Origin of the sequence: Vibrio sp. TRT 29B02 (assembly GCF_050113655.1) — a bacterium.
GTDB lineage: Bacteria > Pseudomonadota > Gammaproteobacteria > Enterobacterales > Vibrionaceae > Vibrio.
Window position 1 is genome coordinate 1 of sequence record NZ_JBNJOJ010000049.1, and the last position, 23,490, is coordinate 23,490.

At 44.0% G+C, this 23,490-nt stretch carries 23 protein-coding genes and 1 riboswitch; of the genes, 10 read left to right on the top strand and 13 right to left on the bottom strand.

The window, feature by feature from the left end:
- The 6 genes from ACQEXT_RS20445 to ACQEXT_RS20470 all read left to right on the top strand — a co-directional run.
- Positions 1-240: YagK/YfjJ domain-containing protein (locus tag ACQEXT_RS20445; protein ID WP_426953362.1), on the top strand; the 240-nt coding region annotated here is incomplete at its 5' end.
- Between the two features lie 53 nt (positions 241-293).
- The gene (locus tag ACQEXT_RS20450) at positions 294-893 is read left to right on the top strand and encodes an inovirus Gp2 family protein (protein ID WP_206629315.1); all 600 of its coding nucleotides are present in this window, start codon (positions 294-296) and stop codon (positions 891-893) included.
- A 63-nt stretch (positions 894-956) separates the two neighbouring features.
- The gene (locus tag ACQEXT_RS20455; RefSeq protein WP_001211742.1) at positions 957-1,157 is read left to right on the top strand and encodes an AlpA family transcriptional regulator; all 201 of its coding nucleotides are present in this window, start codon (positions 957-959) and stop codon (positions 1,155-1,157) included.
- A gap of 82 nt (positions 1,158-1,239) precedes the next feature.
- Entirely contained in the window at positions 1,240-1,680 is a 441-nt protein-coding gene (locus tag ACQEXT_RS20460) for a ribonuclease HI (protein WP_080525930.1), read from the top strand.
- 209 nt (positions 1,681-1,889) lie between these two features.
- Entirely contained in the window at positions 1,890-4,391 is a 2,502-nt protein-coding gene (locus tag ACQEXT_RS20465) for a T6SS effector antibacterial DNase (protein WP_206629316.1), read from the top strand.
- A 2-nt stretch (positions 4,392-4,393) separates the two neighbouring features.
- Positions 4,394-4,648 (top strand): bacteriocin immunity protein, encoded by a 255-nt coding sequence (locus ACQEXT_RS20470; RefSeq protein WP_017449402.1) that lies wholly within the window; start codon positions 4,394-4,396, stop codon positions 4,646-4,648.
- A gap of 676 nt (positions 4,649-5,324) precedes the next feature.
- Here ACQEXT_RS20470 and ACQEXT_RS20475 read toward each other — a convergent pair.
- The 9 genes from ACQEXT_RS20475 to radC all read right to left on the bottom strand — a co-directional run bounded on the left by ACQEXT_RS20475 (position 5,325) and on the right by radC (position 12,955).
- Positions 5,325-7,658: an AAA family ATPase gene (locus ACQEXT_RS20475; RefSeq protein ID WP_193289576.1), complete on the bottom strand. Its 2,334-nt coding sequence runs from the start codon at positions 7,656-7,658 to the stop codon at positions 5,325-5,327.
- Positions 7,633-8,298 (bottom strand): ABC-three component system middle component 1, encoded by a 666-nt coding sequence (locus tag ACQEXT_RS20480; protein WP_148523863.1) that lies wholly within the window; start codon positions 8,296-8,298, stop codon positions 7,633-7,635. The genes ACQEXT_RS20475 and ACQEXT_RS20480 overlap by 26 nt, the downstream gene beginning before the upstream one ends.
- Positions 8,279-9,508 (bottom strand): ABC-three component system protein, encoded by a 1,230-nt coding sequence (locus ACQEXT_RS20485; RefSeq protein WP_148523862.1) that lies wholly within the window; start codon positions 9,506-9,508, stop codon positions 8,279-8,281. The genes ACQEXT_RS20480 and ACQEXT_RS20485 overlap by 20 nt, the downstream gene beginning before the upstream one ends.
- A 329-nt stretch (positions 9,509-9,837) precedes the next feature.
- Entirely contained in the window at positions 9,838-10,065 is a 228-nt protein-coding gene (locus ACQEXT_RS20490; RefSeq protein WP_193289575.1) for a hypothetical protein, read from the bottom strand.
- A gap of 47 nt (positions 10,066-10,112) precedes the next feature.
- Entirely contained in the window at positions 10,113-10,472 is a 360-nt protein-coding gene (locus tag ACQEXT_RS20495; RefSeq protein WP_193289574.1) for a hypothetical protein, read from the bottom strand.
- A 23-nt stretch (positions 10,473-10,495) separates the two neighbouring features.
- Positions 10,496-11,236: a transcriptional regulator gene (locus tag ACQEXT_RS20500; protein WP_193289573.1), complete on the bottom strand. Its 741-nt coding sequence runs from the start codon at positions 11,234-11,236 to the stop codon at positions 10,496-10,498.
- 318 nt (positions 11,237-11,554) lie between these two features.
- Entirely contained in the window at positions 11,555-11,998 is a 444-nt protein-coding gene (locus ACQEXT_RS20505) for a DUF2787 domain-containing protein (protein ID WP_193289572.1), read from the bottom strand.
- Between the two features lie 49 nt (positions 11,999-12,047).
- Positions 12,048-12,485 (bottom strand): DUF2787 domain-containing protein, encoded by a 438-nt coding sequence (locus ACQEXT_RS20510; protein WP_187371674.1) that lies wholly within the window; start codon positions 12,483-12,485, stop codon positions 12,048-12,050.
- On the bottom strand, positions 12,482-12,955 hold the full coding sequence (gene radC / locus ACQEXT_RS20515) for a RadC family protein (protein WP_001915017.1): 474 nt from the start codon (positions 12,953-12,955) through the stop codon (positions 12,482-12,484). Before radC ends, ACQEXT_RS20510 begins: the two co-directional genes overlap by 4 nt.
- A gap of 341 nt (positions 12,956-13,296) precedes the next feature.
- Between radC and ACQEXT_RS20520 the strand changes: the two genes are divergently transcribed.
- On the top strand, positions 13,297-15,411 hold the full coding sequence (locus ACQEXT_RS20520) for a hypothetical protein (protein ID WP_426953363.1): 2,115 nt from the start codon (positions 13,297-13,299) through the stop codon (positions 15,409-15,411).
- Positions 15,412-15,538: 127 nt separating this feature from the next.
- Here ACQEXT_RS20520 and ACQEXT_RS20525 read toward each other — a convergent pair whose 3' ends face one another.
- From ACQEXT_RS20525 to trmA, 3 genes are all read right to left on the bottom strand, one after another.
- Positions 15,539-16,660 carry an ImmA/IrrE family metallo-endopeptidase gene (locus ACQEXT_RS20525; RefSeq protein ID WP_130239557.1) on the bottom strand — a complete coding sequence of 374 codons (1,122 nt, stop codon included), beginning with the start codon at positions 16,658-16,660 and terminating at the stop codon, positions 15,539-15,541.
- A 2-nt stretch (positions 16,661-16,662) separates the two neighbouring features.
- The gene (locus ACQEXT_RS20530) at positions 16,663-17,349 is read right to left on the bottom strand and encodes a hypothetical protein (protein WP_130239558.1); all 687 of its coding nucleotides are present in this window, start codon (positions 17,347-17,349) and stop codon (positions 16,663-16,665) included.
- A gap of 211 nt (positions 17,350-17,560) precedes the next feature.
- Positions 17,561-18,670, bottom strand: a complete 1,110-nt coding sequence (trmA, locus tag ACQEXT_RS20535) for a tRNA (uridine(54)-C5)-methyltransferase TrmA (RefSeq protein WP_331418240.1) — start codon at positions 18,668-18,670, stop codon at positions 17,561-17,563.
- Positions 18,671-18,870: 200 nt separating this feature from the next.
- Positions 18,871-19,073: riboswitch (cobalamin riboswitch) on the top strand.
- 55 nt (positions 19,074-19,128) lie between these two features.
- Here trmA and ACQEXT_RS20540 point away from each other — a divergent pair.
- From ACQEXT_RS20540 to murI, 3 genes are read left to right on the top strand one after another with little or no spacing between them, the layout of a single operon-like run.
- Complete coding sequence (locus tag ACQEXT_RS20540; protein ID WP_426953364.1) at positions 19,129-21,072, top strand: TonB-dependent receptor; 1,944 nt, start codon at positions 19,129-19,131, stop codon at positions 21,070-21,072.
- Positions 21,073-21,121: 49 nt separating this feature from the next.
- Positions 21,122-21,796: an ATPase gene (locus ACQEXT_RS20545; protein WP_426953365.1), complete on the top strand. Its 675-nt coding sequence runs from the start codon at positions 21,122-21,124 to the stop codon at positions 21,794-21,796.
- A 43-nt stretch (positions 21,797-21,839) separates the two neighbouring features.
- Complete coding sequence (murI, locus tag ACQEXT_RS20550) at positions 21,840-22,634, top strand: glutamate racemase (protein ID WP_426953367.1); 795 nt, start codon at positions 21,840-21,842, stop codon at positions 22,632-22,634.
- Here murI and ACQEXT_RS20555 read toward each other — a convergent pair.
- A complete protein-coding gene (locus ACQEXT_RS20555) occupies positions 22,600-23,049 on the bottom strand; it encodes an RNA recognition motif domain-containing protein (protein ID WP_138971323.1) in 450 nt (149 codons plus the stop codon). The two genes, murI and ACQEXT_RS20555, sit on opposite strands and share 35 nt — an antisense overlap.
- Positions 23,050-23,490 lie beyond the last annotated feature (441 nt).

The following is a 23,490-nucleotide window of genomic DNA, read 5'->3' on the forward strand; positions in this document are numbered from 1 at the left end:
TTTCTCTACAAAAAAGTGAGGAAGACATGGGATAGGGTGGTTGAAGCTTATTACAGCCAACCATGCTCTGGATTAGCGTATTCCCCTACCAATGAGGGCTTTGAACTATTCTCCGATACAGAATCGTTCCCGCTACAGTTAAACGAGTTCTTCTATCGAATCAGTCGTCTTGCGAAGCCCATTGCCAACCGGAACGATCACTTCAACAAGAGCTTTGGTTGCAGTCACGACTCACCTTAAAAAATACAACGTGAGCAATACCTATGTCATTCACACACGAAAAGGTATTACTCATGGCGAATAGAACCTACCTCCCAAGCATTACTCTTGATAGAACTTTTGAAGATTACCCGCTGTATTACAGCGACAAGGGGTTATACGAGTCAGCACTGACCTCAATGGTAGATGTCTTTGAACAGGCACTCAGTCAGTTTGAAGTCGCTCTCGCTACACGTTTGGATTTATACCTGCCTAAAGATCATCAAGATACAGATCTCAGTATCCTCAACGATTACTTTAAGTTGCTTAAAGAAAAGCTGGATACGGATTCTCTGTTTTATGTATGGCGTAAGCGGGAAGACAAGGTGCCATCCCACAACTATCGCGTGATGCTGTTTACTGACTATAGCCAGCACTTTGGTCCCGCTATTTGTTGGGACAAGCGCAATGAATTGGTTGAGCATCTTAAAGGGGCTTGGCAAGAAGCGATAGAAAAGCACTACAGCGGCGAAGCGCGTTCATTGGTGTTTCTCAATGACCGAGGAAATTATGGGGTGGGGACGCGTTGTCGTAGCAAAGACGCCAACATAAAGAACACTGTCTTCCACCGCATGAGCAGCCTTGCTGAAGCGTGGGAAGAAAAGCGTTATGGCTTTGGCTCTAGCTTGGAGTAGACCGACTGCACTTTTTTACCGTGGCGGCTTATCCATGGGTATATACAAGAGGAGACAATTCCCATGAGATTTCTACGACTTAAAGACGTGATGTCACTAACAGGGTTAGGCCGTTCAACTATCTACAAGTTCATGGCAGATGAAACCGACTTTCCTAAAAGTGTGCCACTCGGTGGACGAGCGGTAGCTTGGGTCGAAAGTGAAATCGAGGAATGGATGGAATCGCGTCTTAGTATGCGAGACAACCAAGAATCCTTTCAGTAACACAAACATCAAATCACATCATCAACAGGGCGCTGGCTAAGCAAAGTCATGCGCCCTTTTTACAATTAGAGAGAGATAAAAAATGAGTTATTCAATTTACGTAGACGGCGCAGCACCAAACAATCAACACGGATGTACACGAGGTGGTATCGGGCTGGTGGTCATGGATGAAGACAATGAGATTGTTCATGAAGAGAGCATCACAATCAATCGAAAAACCGACAATGCTGAGCTAGAACTACTGGCCTTAATTGAAGCATTGGAATACGCAGAAGATGGGGATGTTATCTATTCGGACAGCGATTACTGTGTGAAAGGTTTCAACATCTGGATGGACGATTGGAAAGGTCGAGGTTGGCGTCGAGCGGATAAGAAACCGGTTAAAAACCGCCAGCTTTGGCAACAAGTGGACGAGTTGAGTTCTAGGAAGTATGTCGAGGTGTTTAAGGTCAAAGCACATTCGGGCATTGAAGGGAATGAAAGAGCTGACCTGTTGGCGGTTGAAGCGGCGGAAGCTGACTAATACAAGAAGTCATAGTTTGGGAGGGTAACACCTCTCAAGCTATGCCCTATTTTTTGTTTGGGCTAAGTTGGTTAATGATGAAGTCATTATCAATAGGTTTGGATGTAGTGGGTGAAAATCACAATGTCTGCAATTGGTAGACCGAACTTATGGTTATAAATCCTGCAATTCCCGCTGGTTAGGTAGAATACGCCCATTGAAAGTAGCGGATGGATTTGATTGTGGGTTATCGAGTGGTACGGTTAACCGAACTGATGGCATATGAGTTTGGTCAGGTTGAAGGTGACATTGGTCGGCTGGACGAAAGAGCGTTAGGCTCGGCACTCCCTCAGGGGATGAGCTATTCCAGTTTTATGGAGAAGTTGAAAAGTGGTGAGTTAGCACTATTGACGGACTCACCTTCGAAGCCTGTGATGCTCCGAGATGGTATGAGCAAATCATGGAGCTTGTCGGCGGAAGGGCAAGAGGCGTTATCGCCAGAAGCGAAAAGTGCCTACCTGTCCAGAACAAAAATGTCTGGCGGTGCGGCTGGCAGTGCTACGCCCACTCAAAGCTCCGCGGGCTATGCGCCAAACATTGAAGAGACTTATGTCCCTGAGCCCGTGAAACCCGATACCTCAGATGCACCACCAAAACTGCAATACGAATATTGCTTTGAAGTGGCTTGCTCAGATGAGACGTTTAGAAAAAGCGTGGGGTATGCGTTTGAACTGGCGAAAACCAAACAAGAATCCCTGATTGGCCGTTGGCAGACGGAGGCAACCGAGCACGGTACAAAATATACCGCTCATACCGCCTTTGATGAACCGAAAAAATTGGTCGCCAAAGTAGCGTCCAATGCTTTGGGAATGAGTGTCCCCAACAATGTTCAGGTGAAGCCTATAGGCTCTGGTGTAGTACTAGAAGCCTTTATTCCTGTCGTCCCTTCGGTGCAGCTTGGTGAGCGTTTGGGGCTACCAACAGAAGGTTACTACTACCATTTTTACAATGGCCGCTTAGTTCAAGAGTACAAGCTGCTAGGAAATGGCAAGTGGGCCTTCTACGCGACACGTTCCACCCACGAGCAGCTCAATGATGAGCAAGGTTACAATATCTATCAAAGTGCCATTCTGGTTTACTGGAAGCTCGAAGGTAAAGACGTTGAAAACCAACATCTGATTTATCTTGAACAGCCAATTACCCGAGAAGAGCTCGACAACCTCAATGATGACTGGTTGGCTCAACATGGTATCAAGCTTGATATCAACGAATTGCTTGCTGCGCCGAAGCAACCTGTCGCGGAAAGACAAACTACTCAACCCGCGGAAACAGAGAAAGCTGAGAATAAACCAGAAACGCATACTGTTGGGACGGACACTAAAACCAACCAACGAGAATCATGGGGAGCAATTGCAGAGCAATATGGTTTGTCGGCGAAACAATTACTGGATTTGAATCCGCAGTACAACGCTGATCCGATGTCATTGAAAGTCGGAGACAGGCTGACTGTTAAGGCTGTCGAACAAAACCAGAGCTCTCCAGAAAAAACGACCGATTTACCTCCGCTGTCTCCTTGCGCCTATAGCTGCTTGGCGAACACGCATTATGATTACTCTGACTCGCTTATTTCAGGAACCCAGTTTAAGGCGATAAACAGCGATAGTCTGTTCGAGAAAGAATTGCCAGTCACTAACTTAACCACCATCACGACGGCTGCTAAAGCAACCGATTATGGTAAAACGGCACTCCTTGCGATCCCCGCAAATGGCGCGGCAACAAACCTTGGCATTCTTAGTTCTAGTACGACAAATACTATAGGCACATGGTCTATTTCAGGAGAAGCGTTAGCAGGCTTTGCGCGAATGGGGGGCTTTCTAGTGGCCGCCTTATGGCCGTCTCAGCTTGGGGACGGCACATTAGACGGAAATCCAGATTTTGCGACTGGTGACACTACGACGATGCGTGTACGTTTCAATATGTATACGGACGAGAATGGTAAACAGCAAGTGGTCGGCATCAAAACGGGAGACGGTAGTGCCTATGGTGAGCGAGTTGCGAAGCGTGAAGCGGTACAGAAAGGACAGCGCTTTGTTGCTGAGCTAGATAATGGGATTACCATTACATGGACACCGGATGGCTCAACGGATGTACTAACACCTGATACTGTATTGCCGGAAAATGATCAGCTCGATGTTCACAATATCTGGGTTCGTCCTATCGAAGAGCACGAACAAGAGATTGGCACGGTTCTCTACCCTGAGGACGATCTTGCCGAGTATATTGTGACTTTCCCTGCGGATGCAGGGCTCCCTCCTCTCTACCTAGTATTCCGGAAAACTGCACGTGATGAATCTGGGGTGGTGACGGGGACTGGCGAAGATATTATGGGAATTTGGTTAGAGAAAGCCAGTGAGGGGTTAGGCTCACCAGTTCCATCGCAAATTGCCGACAAGTTGAGAGATAAAGAGTTCAGTAGTTTTGATAGCTTTAGGAAGGCTTTTTGGATAGAGATATCTGAAGACTCAGTATTGGCTCGCCAATTTATTCCTTCGAATATAAAACGGATGAAAGATGGTAAGGCTCCCCGAGCAAGATTCAAAGATACGGTTGGTGGACGCCGTTCATTTGAATTGCATCATCTCAAAGAAATTCAACATGGTGGGGATGTCTACAATGTTGATAACATAAGAGTTAATACACCTAAAAATCATATAAACATTCATAAGGGTTAGCGATGAGATTGCATGATAGGTTAGAAGACTATACCGAATTAGAATTTCTGGAGTTACTGAACATTATTATCAGTGCGGAAGGTTCTGATGAATATCAAGATGAATTACTTGAAAACTTTATCGCTACAACAGAGCATCCAGATGGTTCAGACCTGATTTATTACCCAGAGAATCCTGAAGATGGAACGCCAGAGAATATCGTTAGAATCGTCAAAGAGTGGCGCTTGTCGCAGGGCTTACCTTGCTTTAAGAGTTAAGTCGCTTTTTAACAGATAACACATACCTTCAAACTGGTGTATTGAGACAAAAAAGAATGGGGAGCATGTGATTGCTCCCCATTGTCGTTTTTTATCGTTGATGGTGGTATTACTTTTCTGTGATGGCTTCACAGCCTTCAAACAGTGTGATAGCTGGAAGAAGAAAAACTGGCGTAGAGCGGATTAAAGCCCGATTTAAAATAGCCGCTTGTGGTAGACAGTCGATGAGTGACGCTCTGCCAAGTATGTCGAAGTCGAAAAGGTCAGAGCGCATTCTGGTGTTAGAGGGAATGAGATTGCGGACTCACTCTCCGTTGATGCTGCTAGAAGCGATATCGATTGATGTAACAATGCGGTTTGTAGGCCCAATCTAACAAGCCGCTATTGCCTGTTATTTGCGTTTTTCTAGATAACATATATCTGAAGGAAGGTGGATGCGATGTGGGAGCTAGAGCGAGCATTAAACTAACCGCTCTCTTAGCAAGTTTCTGCCCAAAAGTAAGTTATGACGGTCAGAAGGTACATTAATAGAGACCTGATTTTGCAATACTTAACCTAATGAAAAAATGCGCAAAATCAGATCCTATTGTTGTTTGTGACATCCTCTTCAGGATGGTTAACCCATCCATATGAACATCACGGACGCCCAGCTCTATTACATAGATATGGGCTGCTTTTACAAAGCATCTTTCGCCAATAGCTGCATGTTAAGTGAACTTGTCTTTAAGCCTGCTCTGTTGAACCTATAGCGCATGTATGCAGAGATATCGTCCTCGTGGGAAGAGACAATTAGCTGGCAGTGCTTGAGTTCGCAACGGAGTAGATCGGTCAAGGAAGCAATGTTGACTTCATCCAGAGATTGCGACGGATCATCAATCAGGATGAGAGGCACCTGAGCATAGACCTTATTTAGGGAAAGGAAGAAGGCAAGGCTGAGGGCTGACACCTGACCAGAACTCATAGACATGACTGCGTCGTGTTCAGACTTCTCAGCAGTCAGGAACCTCAACTGCGTACCTTCGCGGCTCTCGATAAACAGGCCCAGGCCACGCTGATAGTTTTGGATTAACCGGCCACTGTAGATGTGGAATATGAGCTCAATAGCCGAAATTGTCTGGTCGGTATAACTCTGTTCTGTCTTCTTCAATGTGTTTCGGAGCTTTTCGATTTTACCTTGAGCTTTTTTGGCCGCTAGGGTTTCTTTTTCGATAAGCTTAAGACCGGAAATACAGGTTTGGAGCCTGGAGTTTTGAGCCTCATTGGCTTTAATCGATATGTACTGTCCTTTGTCTTTTAGGTCTTCAGCCGTGATTATGTAGAAGTCCTGCAGGTCTTTGAAGGCGCTGTTTGTTGTATCTCGCCAGTCCTCCGGCAGCGCTAAAGCATCAGCTTCAACCTGTTTTTTATTCCTTATAATCGCTTTGAGCTTTTCAAGCCGCTCATTTACTACGTCATCAATTTCCGTAAATGAGTCAGTAAATTGAATATTGTCGCTTTGCAGCTTCTCCATTAGCTGAGTTATTGCCGGGAGCCGAAGCTTAATTTTGGTCAGCTCTGCATGAAGATTTGGTTCAAATGTAGGCTTGATAAGTTTCAAACTGTCTTGTATATGGGTGTCGATGAGCTTCAGCTCAGCGTCCATAGCAGTGATAAGGTTAACTAAGTCCTTACCGTCTTTGCTTAGTGATTCAGAGATCTGCTTGGTTCTTGCTGCAATGGCATCCACCATTGATTTGTGATCTTCCCAGTCCGCGCCACAAAGGGGGCATAACTGATCATTGGGATAGGACTTCTTATGTTCATCAATCAGCTGCCTTTTCAGGCGTTCCAATTCGGCTATGACGTTCGCATTGACGCTACTTTTTTCGCGTAGGCTGTTTCGGGATTCAATTTGTAATTCAAACCACTCAAGGCGCCCATCTGCCCAGTTTGGTAGTGCTCGAGCTTCTTCAAAGCTAATTGCCGTAGCACCGCGTTTGATGATGTTTGCTGAACGTTCTAACTCATCAATACCCTTCTTGATAGCATCAAGCAAATCAAGCTTGCCAAGATCCTTACCAAACTGAGCCAAGCTTCTCAGGGATTCCTCGTTATGATCAATCTCGGCATCAATTGTCTCGTTGTGAACCCTGGTTTTTATCGTGGCTTTGAGTGGCAGAAGGGCGATAATCTTGCGAACAGATTCCTGGTAGGTAGTATGGTCTACCGCAGAATACGTCGAGAAGAGGTCCTCCTTGTCCCATCCTGGCTGGACATCAGTCGTCGAGAGCTTTTTGTACTCAACGATCCCAGCCTCAGCCTGCAATGTGTCTCTTAGGGTGGCTATCTCTTCCGTGAGTGACTCGACTTTTGCCTTACGCTCAGGATCGTTGATGTGCTTTGTAAGTTTACTGTATATGGTGTTGCAGCTTTCGATCTCAGCTTCGATATCACTGATGTTAAAGAGGTTTCCTAGTTTATCCTTACGTTCGTCTACCCGAGTGTGTAACAGCCGGTTTTGTCCCTGCTCCAGATAGTTAAGGAAGGAGAAGTTTTCCCTGAAGTTTTTGCCGAAAATTTCGTCAAGGAAGTTGTTGTCGCGCAGATTGATCTTCGTAAAGTCAGATGATTCAAATTCCGGTAGCTCGTAAAGCTTAAAGTTTTCATACTTGTCTGCACGATTGTTCGCTGGTTTTTTGAATATAGCAGTTGGGCAATGTCTTGCTAAAATAAGTCTACGATCACCATTAATGAATTCAATTTTAATGCAGAGGTCGTTTTCGCCGGAGCGGTTGTTCCAGAAGAGATTGTCCGCGTAGTCCCTTTTGTTCTTGGTTAGTAAAGTAGAGAATAGGTTTTGTATTCTATTGATCTGGCCGGTGAGCAGTAGTTCGATGGCGTCGAATATGCTTGTTTTTCCATAACCGTTAGGACCGTCCAGAGTTAGTAAGGACGACTCGCCAAGATCTAAGTAGATATGCTTGAATGCTTTGAAGCTAGATACTTCAATCTTGGATATTTGCCAGTTCATTGTTAATCATTTCCTTGATAATGTCGTCGGCATTTTTGCCTGTGACTGTCTGGATAGTCGAATACATATCGTTCAGACCGGCTTCTGCAACGGCCTCAGCTGCTTGTAACCTCAAGGATACGAGGTTTCCTTGATGGCTAGGTAACTCTAAGAAAGGAAGTTTGATAAAGGTCTTCGCCGCGAAGCTGTATTGTGTGGCTACAAGAGGTTTTTCTTTGTAACTAAGAAACTCCTTTTTATCAGCAATCAAAGTCTCCAGTTTTCTGTAGGTGAAATTGGTGAGAGCGCTTTCTTCCGCAATGCTGTAGTAGAGAACATATTTTTTATAAAAATGCGGGTCTTCCTCGATTGCGAAGATTTCTTCTTCGTGATCCTTGAACTCGGCCAGAACGTCAAGGCGATAAATGCAAATCAGATCGCAATTCTTCTTGAAACTTGGGTTTCTAAGAAATTCATCAGGAGCAAGGTGATTGATTCGGTTATTTAGCTCGGCTGGGTCAGGAAGGCCGTCTAAAGTATGTACGACTGCGAATCTAATAGCAGGCCCAGACTCGCGAACATAAAAGCTTGTTGTGTCCAGTTCTCGCTTACTCACAAAGCCATGGGCAACAAGTGCTTCATCAATGAGTTGTTTTATCATTCAGTTGACCCTCTGCGTCCTCTTTTGTCATTACGCTAATGCATAGCGATTTGATGATGTTGCTTTCCAGCTTTTCAGTAGCTGGCTTGTTATCGAAATCATCTGAGTTTGTGAATTTTGTATTAAAGGTGAATGAGGCTTCCGCTTTGCTGGCGATTAGATGATTGTACTCAAAAAGTAGTCTCAGCAGATCCCCGTTGTTTTTCATTTCTCTGATCATGTCAGACTCACACTCCTCGCTTTCATCCACGTCAAGAGCGGTAGGCACGTAGAACCGATTTTCGCTGTCGAGGTAGTGCGGGAGATGGTTGAATATGGGCTCCACCGAAATAGCTTGGATGAGCTTGGTGTATCGCCTGATGTCGTTCGTCTGAACGTCTTGAAACCGCTCGGATGGCTTCATCATCTGGCATAGCGTTTTTAACTCGTTGATGGGCGTTTCGCGTATGTGCTCGCACAAACGCCTAGCTCTCTCATAAGTGGCGTCACTCATTGTTGGTAGCGCTTGATCCAGCCTTTCTTCTAGATGGGTTAGGAGCCTAGCCTTTAATTCAACTGCATAGTAGTCCCTATTCTGATAGGGGTTTTCGTTCAGAAGATCAGCTAAAAGGCTACTGGCTTTGATGCGATTCTCGTATGCGGCTCTGGCTTCTTGGACTCCGTCAACTTGATTTAATTTATGGCAATGTATTGCGATGGTGCTTATTTTTTCTGACAGTAAGCAGTAGTTAAAATTTATAAGGTTATCACTGACAGTGATGGACTGTTTCTCACATATATTTTTTATAAGTCCTTTGGTCAACCCTTCAATTTCCCCCAGTCCACAATAATAGTTGTCTCCGTAGCGGTAAAATTTTACTGTTTCTCCGCTAGCACCTTTGTGATCGTCTGTATTGTTTAGCTGGACGGATACGTGAAAGTAACGAGTCGTCCCTTTGATTTTGTCGTATTCGATTAAAGTGGACTGCTCCAGCGCCGTGGTGTAGCCACTACGATATTTGCTAATCTTCGCTTTGACTTGATGGGCGGTATGTAGCTTTCCATCTTTATAAATAGCGAAGTCGTCGCTACTGTCTAGCTGAAGCTCGAACTCCAAGTCGCCATCGTGAATAAGCTTTAGCGAGTGATATAGTGCAACTTTCCCTTGATAAACGAAGCCGCTCCACGAGGATATGGCGCTGGCTGGGTATTTTTCATCTTCTTGACTCATATGAACTCCTTTTTGCCAATGTGACGGAGCCATCTTACTGTTTTTATGCTTTTTTGTACTTACTTCGTTTATTTAGCGAACATATTCTACATTTTTCGGCCTTTATCAAGAATGTTGTCAAGAATGGCTACGTATTAGTTAGTAGACGCTTTCGACCCCAAACTCAGCTTATGCGATGCTTGTGGTTTAGGGCCCCAACTCTAACTGATAATTGTCCAAAAACGAGTTTAGAAGGATGGCTTATTGATTGTGCCGCTTGTGTATAGATGCAAAAAAAGAATGGGGAGCGTGATTGCTCCCCATTGTCATTTTTATCGTTGCTGGTGGTATTACTTTTCTTCGACTGATTCACATCCTTTAGGCACGGTGATGGTCGATACATCCTTGCCTTCCTGTTGCGCCGCTTTCACATCCATTTTGTATTGAGTGCATTTGCCTACACTGACGTTAACTGCACCCGAATCTGCGGATGGGTTGCCGCCCAGTGTTCCACCAGCAAAGGCGGAAGAGGTAGAGAAAACTAACGCTGTAGTGATAAGTAGAGATGACTTTTTCATAGTTTATCCTTACGAGTTGGTTGAGTGTGTTATTGAGGAATTAGGCGTTAGAAGGTGTAGACAAAGGTGCCAGCACTGGAGGTGACTTCGATTTCTTTCACGCTGTCTACGGTGCAGTTGTTGCTGTATCCGGTGTAGGTTTGGCCGAACTTTAACGAAACGTTTCTTGATAGCTCTGAGGTTGTGCCTGCGGGTAATCGGCAGTTACCTCGGTTGACAATGACATTGCTTACTACTGTGTTGTCAGTGATAGATTGAATATCAAAGGTCAATGTTCCCCAATGTGGGTTGGTGGATATCGACACTTCAATATCGGCGGTGACGGTTTGCGCTTCTTCCTGTTCGCTGCAAGCGGTGACTCCGAGGATCAGTACACTCAGCATAATGGTCCGAGTTAAGGTATTCATAGGTATCTCTCCGTAGTGGTGAGTTAAATTTGAGATGCACGGATTTCAGCGTGTTCACGCATGAACAGCTCTAGATTGAAATCAGTGGGATAGATAAAAGAAAACGTCGACACACTGGCCTCATCAATCAGAGGTAGGGCGAGGGTGCGTATCGTGGGTTGGCCGGATAATCGAAAAAGCAGCAAGAGCGCGTCACATTGAACCGAGAGTCCCAATGGCTCGATGAGCGCTTTCTCTTGCTGCAAAACTTGACTCGATATCTTGAGCATACGGTTGTTCAGTAATGCCGTATGTACCGCATTCAATACTTGCCGTTGCTTGTCACTCCACTCGCGAATCGTGGGCAATGCCACATGGACTTTGGCTAACCATGCTTGCTCTTTTGAATGTGCTGAACCTATATAGGACAAGGGTTTGTCTCTCTCCGAGGAGCGACCTTGCCCATAATTCAGTGCATCAGGAACCAGCGGTAGTAAGTACTTGTTGGTCAACTGCCAATAGAGCATTTCCTGCTTATCGAGTTTCCATAATTGCTCTGAGGTTTTCCGATAAACATGGGGCATGCTCATCGAATCACACTCCACATTAAACACTTCTACAATGATGTCATCGAGGTAGCGTTTAATGCTGCGCGTGGTGCGGTGGATATCGAGTAGGGCTAACTGCTGCTGCAACTCCCTAACGGTGATCCATCGATGTTGAGGAATAAGCATCAGCGTGTGCAGCAAAGCGGATAACCCTTCAATGCTGGTTTTATTGCTCATGACTACGCTCTCAATACATCAAAGCTCCACACCGGAGTCGGACATTTAATGTCGGGAGAATAGAGGTGGGTCAGACACATAATGTCCAACGGTGAAAACAGCATCAATCGGCATCACTAAATCGTGAGCCGATTAACATTAACGAGGCTTATGCTTATCACTGAGCTCGGCAATCACTACCAATAATCCAATCAACAGCACCACCAGAAACCCTAAAGTGGATAGGGCTCCTATGGCACCGAAGAACGGGGAAAGGGAGAGCAGCGTTATGAGGGCAGTGACAAGTTTGATGATTTGTAGAAGAAGGGAAGTCATGAGTTATTGCGGGGTGACGGCTATCTCGTTGTAAGCGTCCGTATCGACATAGGCAAGAAAGTTATTCTCCCATAGCTGATACAGCTCTTTGGCATCACGGTTACCTTGCATTGGTAGCCAGCCACGATAGGCCACAAAGAACTGCCCAACCCGAAAATCAAAGTCCAAGTTGCGCTCTAGCTCTGGATAGTAGTTTCCCATGTAAGCAAAGTCAGTGATGTACTCAATGCTCCATTCCCCTGTTGAGGTTTGGCAAATCGCCATCTCAACCGGATGGAAGCCGCCTTCATCCGCGCTGTATGTTTTATCGCGAAAGTTAAACACCAGATAACGGCTGGTGGTCAGCGCTTCATTACTCAGCAAATGAGCGGTAAGCTGCTCACTTAACAGCTTATGCAGTTTCTTTGACACAGGTAGTGATGGTGCTGTGAAGTTTAATTTGGACATAGTGAGTCCTCCTTGTTTCAGGATTCAAATAAGAAATACAGAGTGAGAGTTATTGGAACGTGCCAACCATCGTCAGTTGAACATCATCAAAGACGTTTCTGGAAAGGTGACGAGCAAAGGCTTTCATCCAGACCGAGAGCAGCTCTTGTACTTCTGGGTGGGATAAATCCGTGCTCCCCACATCGGGTTGATAGCACCAGCGATTAGCTAGATGAAAGTACAACTCAGGCTCAACGGTTGTGCTGTTGTTATCGGGATAAGAGAAGCTGGCAAAGAACACCACCAGCCAAGGGCTAGAGGCTGACTCTCGTTTAAACTGTACCTCTATCGGATGCAAACCTTGTCGATGTCGGTAGTAACTCATTTGGCGGCAGTTGAGCACGAGTCGTTCACCGTTGTCCGAGATGGTGTATCGACTAAGAAGCGCTTCCAGTGACGCATGTAAAGCGTCATCAATACATAGCTCACCATAATGTAGCTCAATCATAACCAACCTCTTTCAGCAAATGATGTGCAGGTATCGCCTGTCACGATATGGTCGAGAACGCGAACATCTACCAGAGCTAAAGCATCTTTGAGTCTTTCGGTTATGCGTCTATCGGCTTGAGACGGCGTTGAGTCTCCAGATGGATGGTTATGGGCAAATATCACCGCTGCGGCATTCACTTCCAACACCGCTTTCACCACTTCTCGCGGATAGACGCTGGCCGCATCGACTGTTCCTTGAAACAGCTCTTTAAATTCAATCAGTCGGTTTTGGTTATCCAGTAGCAATAAGGCAAACACTTCACGCTCATGGCTACCTAGCTTACAGCGCACATACTCTTTGGTGGCATCAGGATTGGTGAGAGCATCTCCACGCACGTAGCGCGTAGCCAGTATCTCAGCCGCATGCTCTAGGATTTCATTTTCCTGATAGCGTTGCTGCTTTTGGTAATCGGAAGTTTTGGGATTCATTTCAGGCTCCTGTCGGAATCAATGATGGGATTTCACATTGATGACATATGCCTGAAGATTTTTGGATTGTGAGGAGGTATGAGTATGTAGGTCTAACATTCCCATGTCGCTAGTGAAGCTAAGCTGTCGTTTGCTGTTTGAATGGAATAGATTGCATACAGAGGGTTGCTCCTCTTTGTATATTACAGACAAACGCTTTTCTATCTATAACGATAAATTGCGCATCTGGTTTCATTTGGATTGGAACTGATAACACATTAGTATTAGAGTGGTTAAAAAATTGCGAGAGAAAGACGGAACTTTCAATGTGTTGCTGTGATTTAGTTAGTGGTTAGATACTGATGGATACGATAGAGAAACATAGTCTTTGGGAGTTGGAGGTTGAGAATTTTGATCGAGTAGTACTTGCGAGTGAGCTCATAGATTTCATGAGTTCTGATACTTCCGATGCAGATGTTTCTCAATCGATTTTGAAGAGCTTTATTGCCAAGAGTCTTGCTGAAAGTGGTGTTTACGCAAAGTGTAGCAATTGTGGGTGTCCTGTACATTTTATTGCTCGTAATGCGACCACAGAAGCGTATTTCCGGCATATACCCAGTCGTGCTCCATCTATAGAAAAAATGCAGCGGTGCTCTTTCTATTCAAACTCGGAGACTTTTTTTGGCAAAGGTCAAATTTACAAGGGTGAAGGGAAGTGGCACTTTGAGACAAAGCACTTCCTTGCGGAACACTTAAAAGCGATTGGCTACAAACACGTTTATGTCGAGAAGTTTATTTTTTCTAAAGATCCTGAAACTGATAAAAGACGCAAACCCGATATCAGCTTTGTGGATATAGACGGAAATCGTTTTGTCATTGAGTTAACCCGCTGGTGGATGAGCCCTGAAGTTGTTTACGAGCGAGAAAAATTCTTTAGAACTGAAGGGTATAATCTCATTTGGTTATTCAGTCCCAATTGTGAAGACGCCAATCCCGTAACGTTAAATATGATCCTGTATGGCTCCGCAGCATCTAGAGAAGAAGCATCTGCCGATGTGCTATCAAAGGTTGAATGCAATGCTTTTGTACTGTCCGATGAAGCAATACGTAGAATGATAGTGGATCGTAATCTGACATTCGAAGTGATGTATCCTGTTCCTACGTATAACTCAACCCTGCAACGCATTGATATTCATAAACACAGTCAGTGGGCTCTTTTGGAAGAGCTTAATCTAGATCCTAAACACAGGCTTCCCTTTGCTGTGAAAACGTCCAAGAGCTTTAAAGATGCCATGGATGAAAAACGGTTTAGTGAACGTCGTGCTCTTGCAGGAAAAATAAGACAACTAAGACAATGGGCACTCGCCGAGCCGACGTTTGTAAGCGAAGGTGAGCATGACGATAAGATGCAGCAAGTTCGTAGTATGTCGAGTTATAACGGTAATATACGATGTGCTCGGCGTTTAATGGCTTATGAGCAAATGGCGATTAAGAATCTTGATAACGCTTACGCGAAATTCATGGCAAGTAAAACGCGTAGGCAAGCGGCAAAAGAGATTCGTTTTGTTCGCAGCGCAATCAGGGAGCACTTGCTTGATATCGAACGACTTCAATCGGAGAATTTTCTTCAAGCTCGATATAGTCGCATAACAAAGATTGCGGATAGCGTGAAGCAATATCAATCTTTGCAGTTGGTTACGTTTATCAATAAATCTCTTACTAAAGTAGAAAAACAGTTACAGGAGATCAGAGCAAAACGCACGGCAGTTACGCGAGCCGAACAAGCCAGTAAGCAAAAATCACTTGATAATCACATAAAAGAACGAGAGACATTTATAGAGGAATTGAGACGCGGTTTTTCTGATATACCGGAAGATTTGTCGGTGCTTCAAATGAAAAAAGAACGCATTGTACGCAAGGCGAAGGAGTACGGGTTTCTTGGCAGAGCCGATGAACTAGAGCTGACATTCAATACAGCAGTCAAAAATGCTTACCACGATTATGAGATTAAGAATTACCCCAACTTGTCAAAGGGGTGGTCGCCAGAGTTGAGATACAAAACTGAGCTAGATGCGGCTTTTACGCTATGTGCGAAGACTCTACATAAACGAGATCCCCAAAAGAAAAAAGTGGACTCATATCAGCAAGCAACACGAAGGCTACTTTCTCAGTTTCGAGTCAGTTTGAATGAGCAAATAGGGCGTTTTTATCAAGATTTACAATATGCTGATCAACCTACCTTTTCTGCATTATTGCGAAAGAACGCAGCAACCGTGAATAGGATGAGAGAGTGCTTCTTTTACATGCAGTCTCATGGATACCGAAACAACAGTGACATACATACACAGTTGGAAATTATGGGTGGATCTATAGAGCAGTTTCATCGAGGAGTGGATCTTCGTACGATAGTGAGACTTTTTTCTGACGAAAACCGCAGGCATTTTGGTTTGGATGAACAGGCTGGACAATCTGTCTAGTTTATGTGTGTACAAAAACTAGGAAGCGAAAAATGACTGAGAGATTTTATGTGTACCAGCGGAAGGGCCAGATGTTGAAGCCTTCAATTGTAATAGATGAGCTCACATGAGCTCATCTATTTTTAACCTACTTAACAAGGGAAAGTTGTGCAGTACTTTTTCGGTCCGGTTCTATTGAATTCTGACTAACAATCGATAGATTGAAAAAGCTATTGTTGAATGTCAGGCTAGATATTTCGTCAAGAGGGAGTGCAAGTTCTCTGGCTATATCGTTGCGCCGAACCCCCTTTTCTTTGAGGGATGCGAATACTTTTTCAAGGAGAAGAGATTGTTCTCGTCTCTCTAGTCCAATTGGTTCACTAGAGCGATAGCCTTCTTTGTTTGCTTGTATTGTCAGTTGTCGGTATTGCCATTCTGTTAAGCAGTTCAAGTCATATAGGCGTCGAATCATTGCCATTGCAGATACATGCCAGTTCTTTTTAAGATCAATAATATCAGTTAAAGATGCATTGCCATTTGGGCGAACTTTTGAAAGTACACTCCCTCTAGGCATTAGAAATGCTGAAGCAAATCTATCGGCCTCTAACTCTGCTTCACGTCCTTTGTTTTGGCTACTATGCTTATGAAGAATTAAGTGCGCAAGTTCATGAGCCGCATCAAACCTACTTCTTTCTGGCGTTTTAAATTGATTAAGAATGACAAATGGCTTTTCACCTTTCCAAAAAGAAAAGGCGTCAACTTCTTTGCAATCTTCAGATAGTGAAAATACTCTAATCCCTTTAGACTCTAGAAGGTGGACTATGTTTTTTATGGCAAGCTCACCTAGCCCCCACATATCACGTAGCTCGGAAGCTGCGGCTTCAGGTTCATGTCGATTATCGTGAGAGTAATCTGGTAAGTCTACTTTAGGGAGCTTACTAAATTTACTATCAATCCACTCTGAGAGCTCGAAGGCATTAATACTGGCAGACTCTGTCGCCAGTTTTAGTTTACTAGACAGAGTTGTAACCGCTCTGTAACTGATTGATTCAGAGCTAATAATCTCTGTGGATTTTTTATAAAAAAATTCAACGGGATATCCAAGGCATTGTGCGAAGCTCTCAATCGTTTCCTCTTGCAGCTCGAATAAAGGTTGATTGCTTTCGTACACCGAAATGGTTTTTGAGCTTACTCCTACTAAATCAGCAAATGCTTTCTTGGTAAGTTTGCGACGCTCTCGCGCTTGTTTTAAACGTAATGGGTTAAACATGGTTAGTTAAATGAAATATCGAGATCAATATCTTCGGAGAATCCACTCTCAGGGCTCTCACCTGTGTCAATCAATAAGCCTGAATTGAAGTCGGTCATATCTATCATGAAGCGTTTGCTAAACCCATTTACAAACCCTTTTTGGGAGCAAAAAATAGGCTTAGAAAGCTCTGCTTTGACAATCAGACCTTCATCTTTAGATTTTTCGACATTGAGTAGTAAGAACCATACATCAAATGGACATAAATTGTTTGAGGAATAGTTTGGTAGCTCGTCAGCGAACATATCAATTTGATTGATATCAGCAGTTGCCAACCCAAAATATTCTTGGGATCGAGGTCCTTTAGGTCTCATTGTGGAAGGATAACCAGATGGTAATCCGGCTTGTTCATCCCCACGGCAGATATGAATTGCAAATTTATTATCATTATTTGCTGTTAATTCAATGTTATATGGTGATTCTTTTTGAAACCCCAAAGGTTTTAAAGACTGCCGTAAAGCCAAGGTGGCTTTAGCCGAAATTGTATAGCCTCTGTAACCTGCTGGTTCATCACTAGTGGTGTTATTGTAGTGAGCAATACCTTGCTGAATTGCATGCTTGACTTGTTGGGTAGACAAGTTTTTTTCATTCAGAAACATTTCTAATGTTTCTGGATTTGTATCTAGGGTTACAGAGTTTAAATTTGTCATTATAAGTCTCTTCTCATTTCACTTCCTATATCTTAAACTCATTTGAGGCGAAATAAAAGGAAGTGAAATGGAAAATTTACTTCCTCTTTATTGTAAAGTTTAGTTTCTATTACTAACACTACAGATAGCAATAGAATAGAAAGTAAGGATACCCCGTACCCCATGCCGTACCCAGAGCGATTTTTCCTATAATTAAAACCCTATTAAGACCTTACTTAATGCGCTCTAGCAGTACACCAGCTTCCATGTGGTGGGTGAATGGGAACTGGTCGAACAGGGCGAAACGAGTCACTTTGTGTGTTTCACAAAGGACATCCAGATTTTCTTTCAGTGTTTCTGGGTTACATGAGATATACATGATGCGCTCGTAACCTTGCACCATCTTACATGTGTCGATGTCCATACCTGCACGTGGTGGATCAACAAAAATGGTATTGCAGTTGTAGCTGTTTAGGTCGACGCCCGCATCTTTTAAACGGCGGAACTCACGTTTTCCTTCGATTGCTTGAGTAAACTCTTCAGCAGACAGGCGTAAGATCTGCACGTTACCGATATTATTGGCCTTAATGTTGTATTGAGCAGATTCTACGGAAGGCTTTGCAAGCTCAGTTGCCAAAACGCGATCGAAGTTTTGCGCGAGTGCTAGTGAAAAGTTACCGTTACCACAGTAAAGCTCAAGTAGATCGCCACTACTCTCTTGGGTGCAGTCAACCGCCCACTCTAACATCTTCTCCGCGACCTTACCGTTAGGTTGGGTAAAGCTGTTTTCAACTTGTTGGTAAACGTATGGTTTGCCATTGACATCGAGCTTCTCAATGACATAGTCACGATCAAGAACAATCTTCATCTTGCGTGCGCGACCAATGATGTTGAGATTAAACCCTTCATCATTGAGACGTTGCTTGAGGGCTTTTGCATGTTTCGTCCACTCTTCATCTAATTGACGATGGTAAAGTAGTGACACCAAAACTTCACCACTCAGTGTCGATAAGAAGTCAACTTGGAACAACTTACGGCGCAGAGATTCATTATCTTTCATCGCTTCGACGAGAAGAGGCATCAAGTCGTTGATCAGGCGGCTAGCTGCTGGGAACTGATCGACGCGGTACTTCTCTCGAGTCTCTTGGTTGAACATGATGTAGTAGAGGTCTTCACCTTCATGCCAAACACGAAATTCTGCACGCATACGGTAGTGTTGTTCTGGTGATTCGAACACTTCCAACTCAGGTACATTATAAGAAGCGAACATCTCGTTGAGACGGTCGACCTTTTCAGCCAGTTGTTCTTGGTAGCGTTGTGGGTTTACATCAAGAGTCGCCATGGTGATTACCTTTGGTTTTGTACCTGTGAATGGTGCATTTAATTCAAGAGCGCAGATTTTATTCAATCTCAGCAGTATGTCCAGTACTGTGCCCTCAATGCCTTAAAGATAGCGTGTAAAGTGGTAATGAGTGAGTAGATGAAAGCGGCCAATTTCATCTGAATGAAGAATATAGACTGGACAAATAATCAATTGCTGAATAACATCGACGCCAAGCTGGTGCTGTCTAGATGTATAGATGGCTGAAAAGGGAATCTGGTGTAAATCCAGAACTGACGCGCAGCGGTAAAAGAGAACGAAAGCCCATTAGACACTTTATGCAGGAGCATGGGGGAAGTCGGGTGAGTAGGTGGCCTATGCCAAGCTCTTAAGTCCGAAGACCTGCCAGCAGCTGAGCAAAACACTGGAAGCAATAGGCTCCATGCTCAGTAGGACTGACGCGATTTAGGATTATAAAAATGAACCGATCTATATTAGCGATAGCAGTGGCATCGCTACTTTCACACACCTCTTATTCTTACGCTCAAGAAGTTTCAACCGATGAGACTATGGTGGTTCTTGCCAAAAGTGACTTCAACAACTCTATTGAAGACATTCCGGCTAACGTAACCGTAATTACTTCAGATGATATTGCCGCTAGCGGTGCTAAGAGTCTAGACACATTACTACGAGCACGAGCAGGTATTCAGATTTCTGACACAAACAGTGGACCAGCATTTGCTATCCGAGGTTTTACTGGTGGACAAGCGGCTAACAACACTCTGATCTTGGTCGATGGACGTCGTCTAAACAAACAAGACCTTTCTGCTCCCCAAGTCAGTTCAATTCTGGTTTCGCAGATTGAACGCGTTGAAGTTCTATCGGGTAGTGCTGGTGTTTTATATGGTGACCAAGCTGTAGGTGGTGTTATCAACATCATTACTAAGGGTGGTAACCAAGACGGTGGCAACGTATCAGTAAGCGTTGGCAGCTTTGACTCGGTCGCTGGTAGTGTTGACGTATCTAAGCAGCTAAATGAGCGTTGGAACTTATTCCTCAGCGCAAGTCAGGATAACAGTGATAACTATCGTGAGCATAACAAGCGTGAGACGGGTGTATTACTTGGTCGACTGAACTATGACCAAGACCAGACTGAGTTTTTCGCAGAAGCAAGCTATTACGACAACAACCGTCAATATGCTGGTTCGTTAACTGAAGAACAATACGAGCAAGATCCAACTCAGGCTGGTTCGTCAAACCCGACTGATTACTCTCATGAAATCACTAAAGCACTTCGTGCGGGTTATAAACGTAATCTAAGTGACGCATGGATCCTTGGTACAGATGTCATTTACGATAACACTTCAGGATCTGGCTTGGCTTGGGGAAGCTCTACAACAAGTAAAAGTAAGCAATTGTTTGGTTCGGTAAACGTAGAAAACCAATTTTCTACACAATCTGGTCAAGGTAATGTACTACTTGGTCTTGAAGGTGCAGATCGTGATCACTCATACAAGTCATCATCAACTGACAGAGCGAATGAGCAAAACAGTTACAGCGTGTTCGGCCAGCTAAACTATCCTTTAATCACGGATCTAACGTTGACAACGGGTGCTCGATACAGCTCTGTAGAAGATAAGCTCTACGATGGAGCAATTTACCCTAACACTGAGAAGCTATCTGAATCCCAGGATGCTTATGAGCTTGGTCTGAACTACAAGATTACTCCGTCTCAGCGAGTGTACGTTCGCGGGGAGACTAACTTCAGGTTTGCTAAGATAGACGAGCAAGCTTATACCTCACCAGGTGTTTTAGGCCTGAAGCCGCAAACAGGTAAATCCTTGGAAGCAGGTTGGGGTCTTTATGAAGCTGATTACAGCGTTAAAGTCGATGTATTCAATCTCCAGCTAGAAGATGAAATTGTTTTTGATAGCAGTGCACCGACTCCGGTTGGCGGATTCTTTTCTGGAGCGAATGTTAACGCTGACGAATCTGAACGAAACGGCATCAGTGTCAGCGGTGACTTGTACGTACATGAAAACCTACAGCTAGGCTTGGAATACAGCCTGATTGATGCTGAATTCTCAAGCGGTGATAACAAGGGTAAAAAACTACCTTGGGTCGCACGTAATACTGGCCGAGTATTTGCGACATACGATATCAGTTACGAGTGGCAAGTTTTTGTCGAAGGTGTTTACACAGGCACTCGTTATAAAGATGGTGACACATCAAATAGCTTAGATAAGCTGCCTGCATATTGGTTAGGTAACCTGGCGGTAAGTTACATTCAAAATGAATGGTCAGCGACACTTCGTGTTGATAATGCCTTCGATGAAAAATATGCAGCAAATGCGAACAACTGGGGAGCGTATTACCCAGGTGATGGTCGTAAAGTTATGCTAACTGGCTCTTACCAGTTTTAATATCTCAAACCGCCTTCGGGCGGTTTTTTCTTATAGATAGATAATCACTATGCAAAAGAACGTCATTATTAGCTGGTCAAGTGGCAAAGACTCGGCACTGACCCTTGAAAGATTGATGGACAACGAACAGTACAATGTCGTTGGACTTTATACCACCTATGTCAAAGATGAAGTCCCCTTTCAGGCAACGCCCCTTTATGTCCTAGATATGCAAGCCGAACTGTTGGACCTACCTCTAATTAAAATCGAACTACCCGAATCATTTCCACCAAACGAGATCTATCAAGACACCATTATCAGAGGCTTAAAACATAGTAACCTCTCAATAGATGCAGTCGCCTTTGGCGATATGTTCTGTAATGGTATCGAAGCTTATCGTCGTAGTTATATAGAACCAGCCGGTTGGGAGTGTGTATTTCCTTTATTGGGTCAGAGTAGTAGAGATCTTGCTGATGAAATCATTGCAAGAGAGATTCAAACATTGGTCGTTACGACAGATAGTTCCCGACTCGCAAGCCAGTATTGTGGCAAATGGTACAGCGAAGCGTTTATACGCAGTTTGCCTGATGGTGTAGATCCTTGTGGTGAAGATGGTGAATTTCACACCTTGGTTACTGATACCCGAAGCTACTCGGGCAGAATTGATATTGAAACTACATATATAGAAGAGGGGGAGCGTTTCTGTTATCAGCGTTACACCGCGAAGAGATTGCCAAATACCTAGCAGAGAGTATTATTGCCAAGTCCAAATGTAGTGAGTTAATCAAGTGAACCATCAAACAGCGAAAATACTGATCTTTGATTCTGGCGTAGGCGGCTTATCTGTATACAAAGAAATACAGGCTCAACTTCCTCAACTTGATTACCTCTATATATTTGATAACGAAGCATACCCATATGGCGAACTTGACCACAATACATTGATTGCCCGCGTTGATATCATCGTCTCTTCCTTGGTTGCAGAGCATCAAATCGATTTAGTGGTCATCGCGTGCAACACGGCCAGCACGATCGTTTTACCAACGCTAAGAGCCAAATTATCGATTCCTGTTGTCGGCGTCGTTCCAGCAATCAAACCCGCATCCAACCTTGCCAATAAAGCGGTGGGTCTTATTGCGACTCCCGCAACTATTACACGCGAATACACCCATGACCTCATTCGAGACTTTTCGCAAAGCAAACCAGTGGAATTACTAGGTTCAACTCGGCTGGTGGATATCGCAGAAGAAAAACTACGAGGCAAAAGCGTTGATCTCGGTGAGTTAAAAGAAATACTCTCACCGATGGCGAGTAAGATCGACGTTGCGGTACTGGGCTGCACACATTTCCCACTGATCAGAGAAGAAATACAGGCGGTGTTAACAGACCATGTATTACTGGTTGATTCAGGAGAAGCGATTGCGAGAAGGGTGAAAGACTTATTGGTCTTTGAAGCGAATAGCGAAAGGAAAGGAAAGAGAGAAATCTATTCAAGCGCTCCCCCTTGGGAAGAAGGAGCCTTGAATCAGGCATTATACTTAATGGGCTTTAGTCCAGTTCAGTACTATCCGATTGAGATTTAGGGTCATTAGCAACACGTACTTTTAGAGTTCGTTGCATATAGTCCTTCTCATTAAGTGCATCTATAGCGGGCTGTGCATCTGTCGCAGCCATTACGACAAAGCCAAACCCTCTTCTTTTACCAGTGCGTTTATCCTTCATTAGACGAACCGCAAAAACTTCACCATGCTTGGCGAACAGGTCCTTTACATGGGATTCATTTGCCTTATATGGCAAGTTCCCGACATAGAGTGTTTTAGTTGAAGGGTCATTCAATTGATCTTGTTCGATGTTGGTGTTCGAAAGTTTAAGAATAAAAGCGGAAGCAAAAACACCTAGAACAAAGCTCAAAGCAGGGGGAATAGCTACCTGCGAAAAGATGATCCCACCCAAAACAGCTAAGGCGACAATCATTAAGGTCGATTTGTTTGAACTCATATTGGAATACAACTTTTAGGTTTGAGAAAAATTAGGTCTACCGTTAACAAAATAGACACAGGGATCTTACGTATATGGTTGTAGTTTTTCCAACCTATTGATGTGACCTGACTCAAATGTTGAAATTTTATTCTATTTTCAGCGGTTTGATTTCTTTTTGACCAAACGGAAATTAATTTCAAAAAAACACTTGTCATCCTCTCAGAGCTCCCTATAATGCCGCTCCATCGACACGGAATGAGACGAAAGTCACGCACCGAGTTGGAAAGAGAAAAAAGAAGTTAAAAAAACTCTTGACTCTAAAAATGGGAAGCGTAAGATACGCACCCCTAGCAGTGAGGCGATAAACGCTAAACTGGCTAGAAAAAGCTCTTTAAAAATATAGACCTATCAATCTGTGTGGGCACTCGTTGATGATAATCCAATTAGAAGCTTAGGCTT

What these genes read in the sequence shown, in the direction of transcription:
- ACQEXT_RS20450 (WP_206629315.1), top strand. Translation starts at nt 294, where the DNA reads ATGGCGAATAGAACCTACCTCCCAAGCATTACTCTTGATAGAACTTTT.
- ACQEXT_RS20455 (WP_001211742.1), top strand. Translation starts at nt 957, where the DNA reads ATGAGATTTCTACGACTTAAAGACGTGATGTCACTAACAGGGTTAGGC.
- ACQEXT_RS20460 (WP_080525930.1), top strand. Translation starts at nt 1,240, where the DNA reads ATGAGTTATTCAATTTACGTAGACGGCGCAGCACCAAACAATCAACAC.
- ACQEXT_RS20465 (WP_206629316.1), top strand. Translation starts at nt 1,890, where the DNA reads ATGGATTTGATTGTGGGTTATCGAGTGGTACGGTTAACCGAACTGATG.
- ACQEXT_RS20470 (WP_017449402.1), top strand. Translation starts at nt 4,394, where the DNA reads ATGAGATTGCATGATAGGTTAGAAGACTATACCGAATTAGAATTTCTG.
- ACQEXT_RS20475 (WP_193289576.1), bottom strand. Translation starts at nt 7,658, where the DNA reads ATGAACTGGCAAATATCCAAGATTGAAGTATCTAGCTTCAAAGCATTC.
- ACQEXT_RS20480 (WP_148523863.1), bottom strand. Translation starts at nt 8,298, where the DNA reads ATGATAAAACAACTCATTGATGAAGCACTTGTTGCCCATGGCTTTGTG.
- ACQEXT_RS20485 (WP_148523862.1), bottom strand. Translation starts at nt 9,508, where the DNA reads ATGAGTCAAGAAGATGAAAAATACCCAGCCAGCGCCATATCCTCGTGG.
- ACQEXT_RS20490 (WP_193289575.1), bottom strand. Translation starts at nt 10,065, where the DNA reads ATGAAAAAGTCATCTCTACTTATCACTACAGCGTTAGTTTTCTCTACC.
- ACQEXT_RS20495 (WP_193289574.1), bottom strand. Translation starts at nt 10,472, where the DNA reads ATGAATACCTTAACTCGGACCATTATGCTGAGTGTACTGATCCTCGGA.
- ACQEXT_RS20500 (WP_193289573.1), bottom strand. Translation starts at nt 11,236, where the DNA reads ATGAGCAATAAAACCAGCATTGAAGGGTTATCCGCTTTGCTGCACACG.
- ACQEXT_RS20505 (WP_193289572.1), bottom strand. Translation starts at nt 11,998, where the DNA reads ATGTCCAAATTAAACTTCACAGCACCATCACTACCTGTGTCAAAGAAA.
- ACQEXT_RS20510 (WP_187371674.1), bottom strand. Translation starts at nt 12,485, where the DNA reads ATGATTGAGCTACATTATGGTGAGCTATGTATTGATGACGCTTTACAT.
- radC (WP_001915017.1), bottom strand. Translation starts at nt 12,955, where the DNA reads ATGAATCCCAAAACTTCCGATTACCAAAAGCAGCAACGCTATCAGGAA.
- ACQEXT_RS20520 (WP_426953363.1), top strand. Translation starts at nt 13,297, where the DNA reads ATGGATACGATAGAGAAACATAGTCTTTGGGAGTTGGAGGTTGAGAAT.
- ACQEXT_RS20525 (WP_130239557.1), bottom strand. Translation starts at nt 16,660, where the DNA reads ATGTTTAACCCATTACGTTTAAAACAAGCGCGAGAGCGTCGCAAACTT.
- ACQEXT_RS20530 (WP_130239558.1), bottom strand. Translation starts at nt 17,349, where the DNA reads ATGACAAATTTAAACTCTGTAACCCTAGATACAAATCCAGAAACATTA.
- trmA (WP_331418240.1), bottom strand. Translation starts at nt 18,670, where the DNA reads ATGGCGACTCTTGATGTAAACCCACAACGCTACCAAGAACAACTGGCT.
- ACQEXT_RS20540 (WP_426953364.1), top strand. Translation starts at nt 19,129, where the DNA reads ATGAACCGATCTATATTAGCGATAGCAGTGGCATCGCTACTTTCACAC.
- ACQEXT_RS20545 (WP_426953365.1), top strand. Translation starts at nt 21,122, where the DNA reads ATGCAAAAGAACGTCATTATTAGCTGGTCAAGTGGCAAAGACTCGGCA.
- ACQEXT_RS20555 (WP_138971323.1), bottom strand. Translation starts at nt 23,049, where the DNA reads ATGAGTTCAAACAAATCGACCTTAATGATTGTCGCCTTAGCTGTTTTG.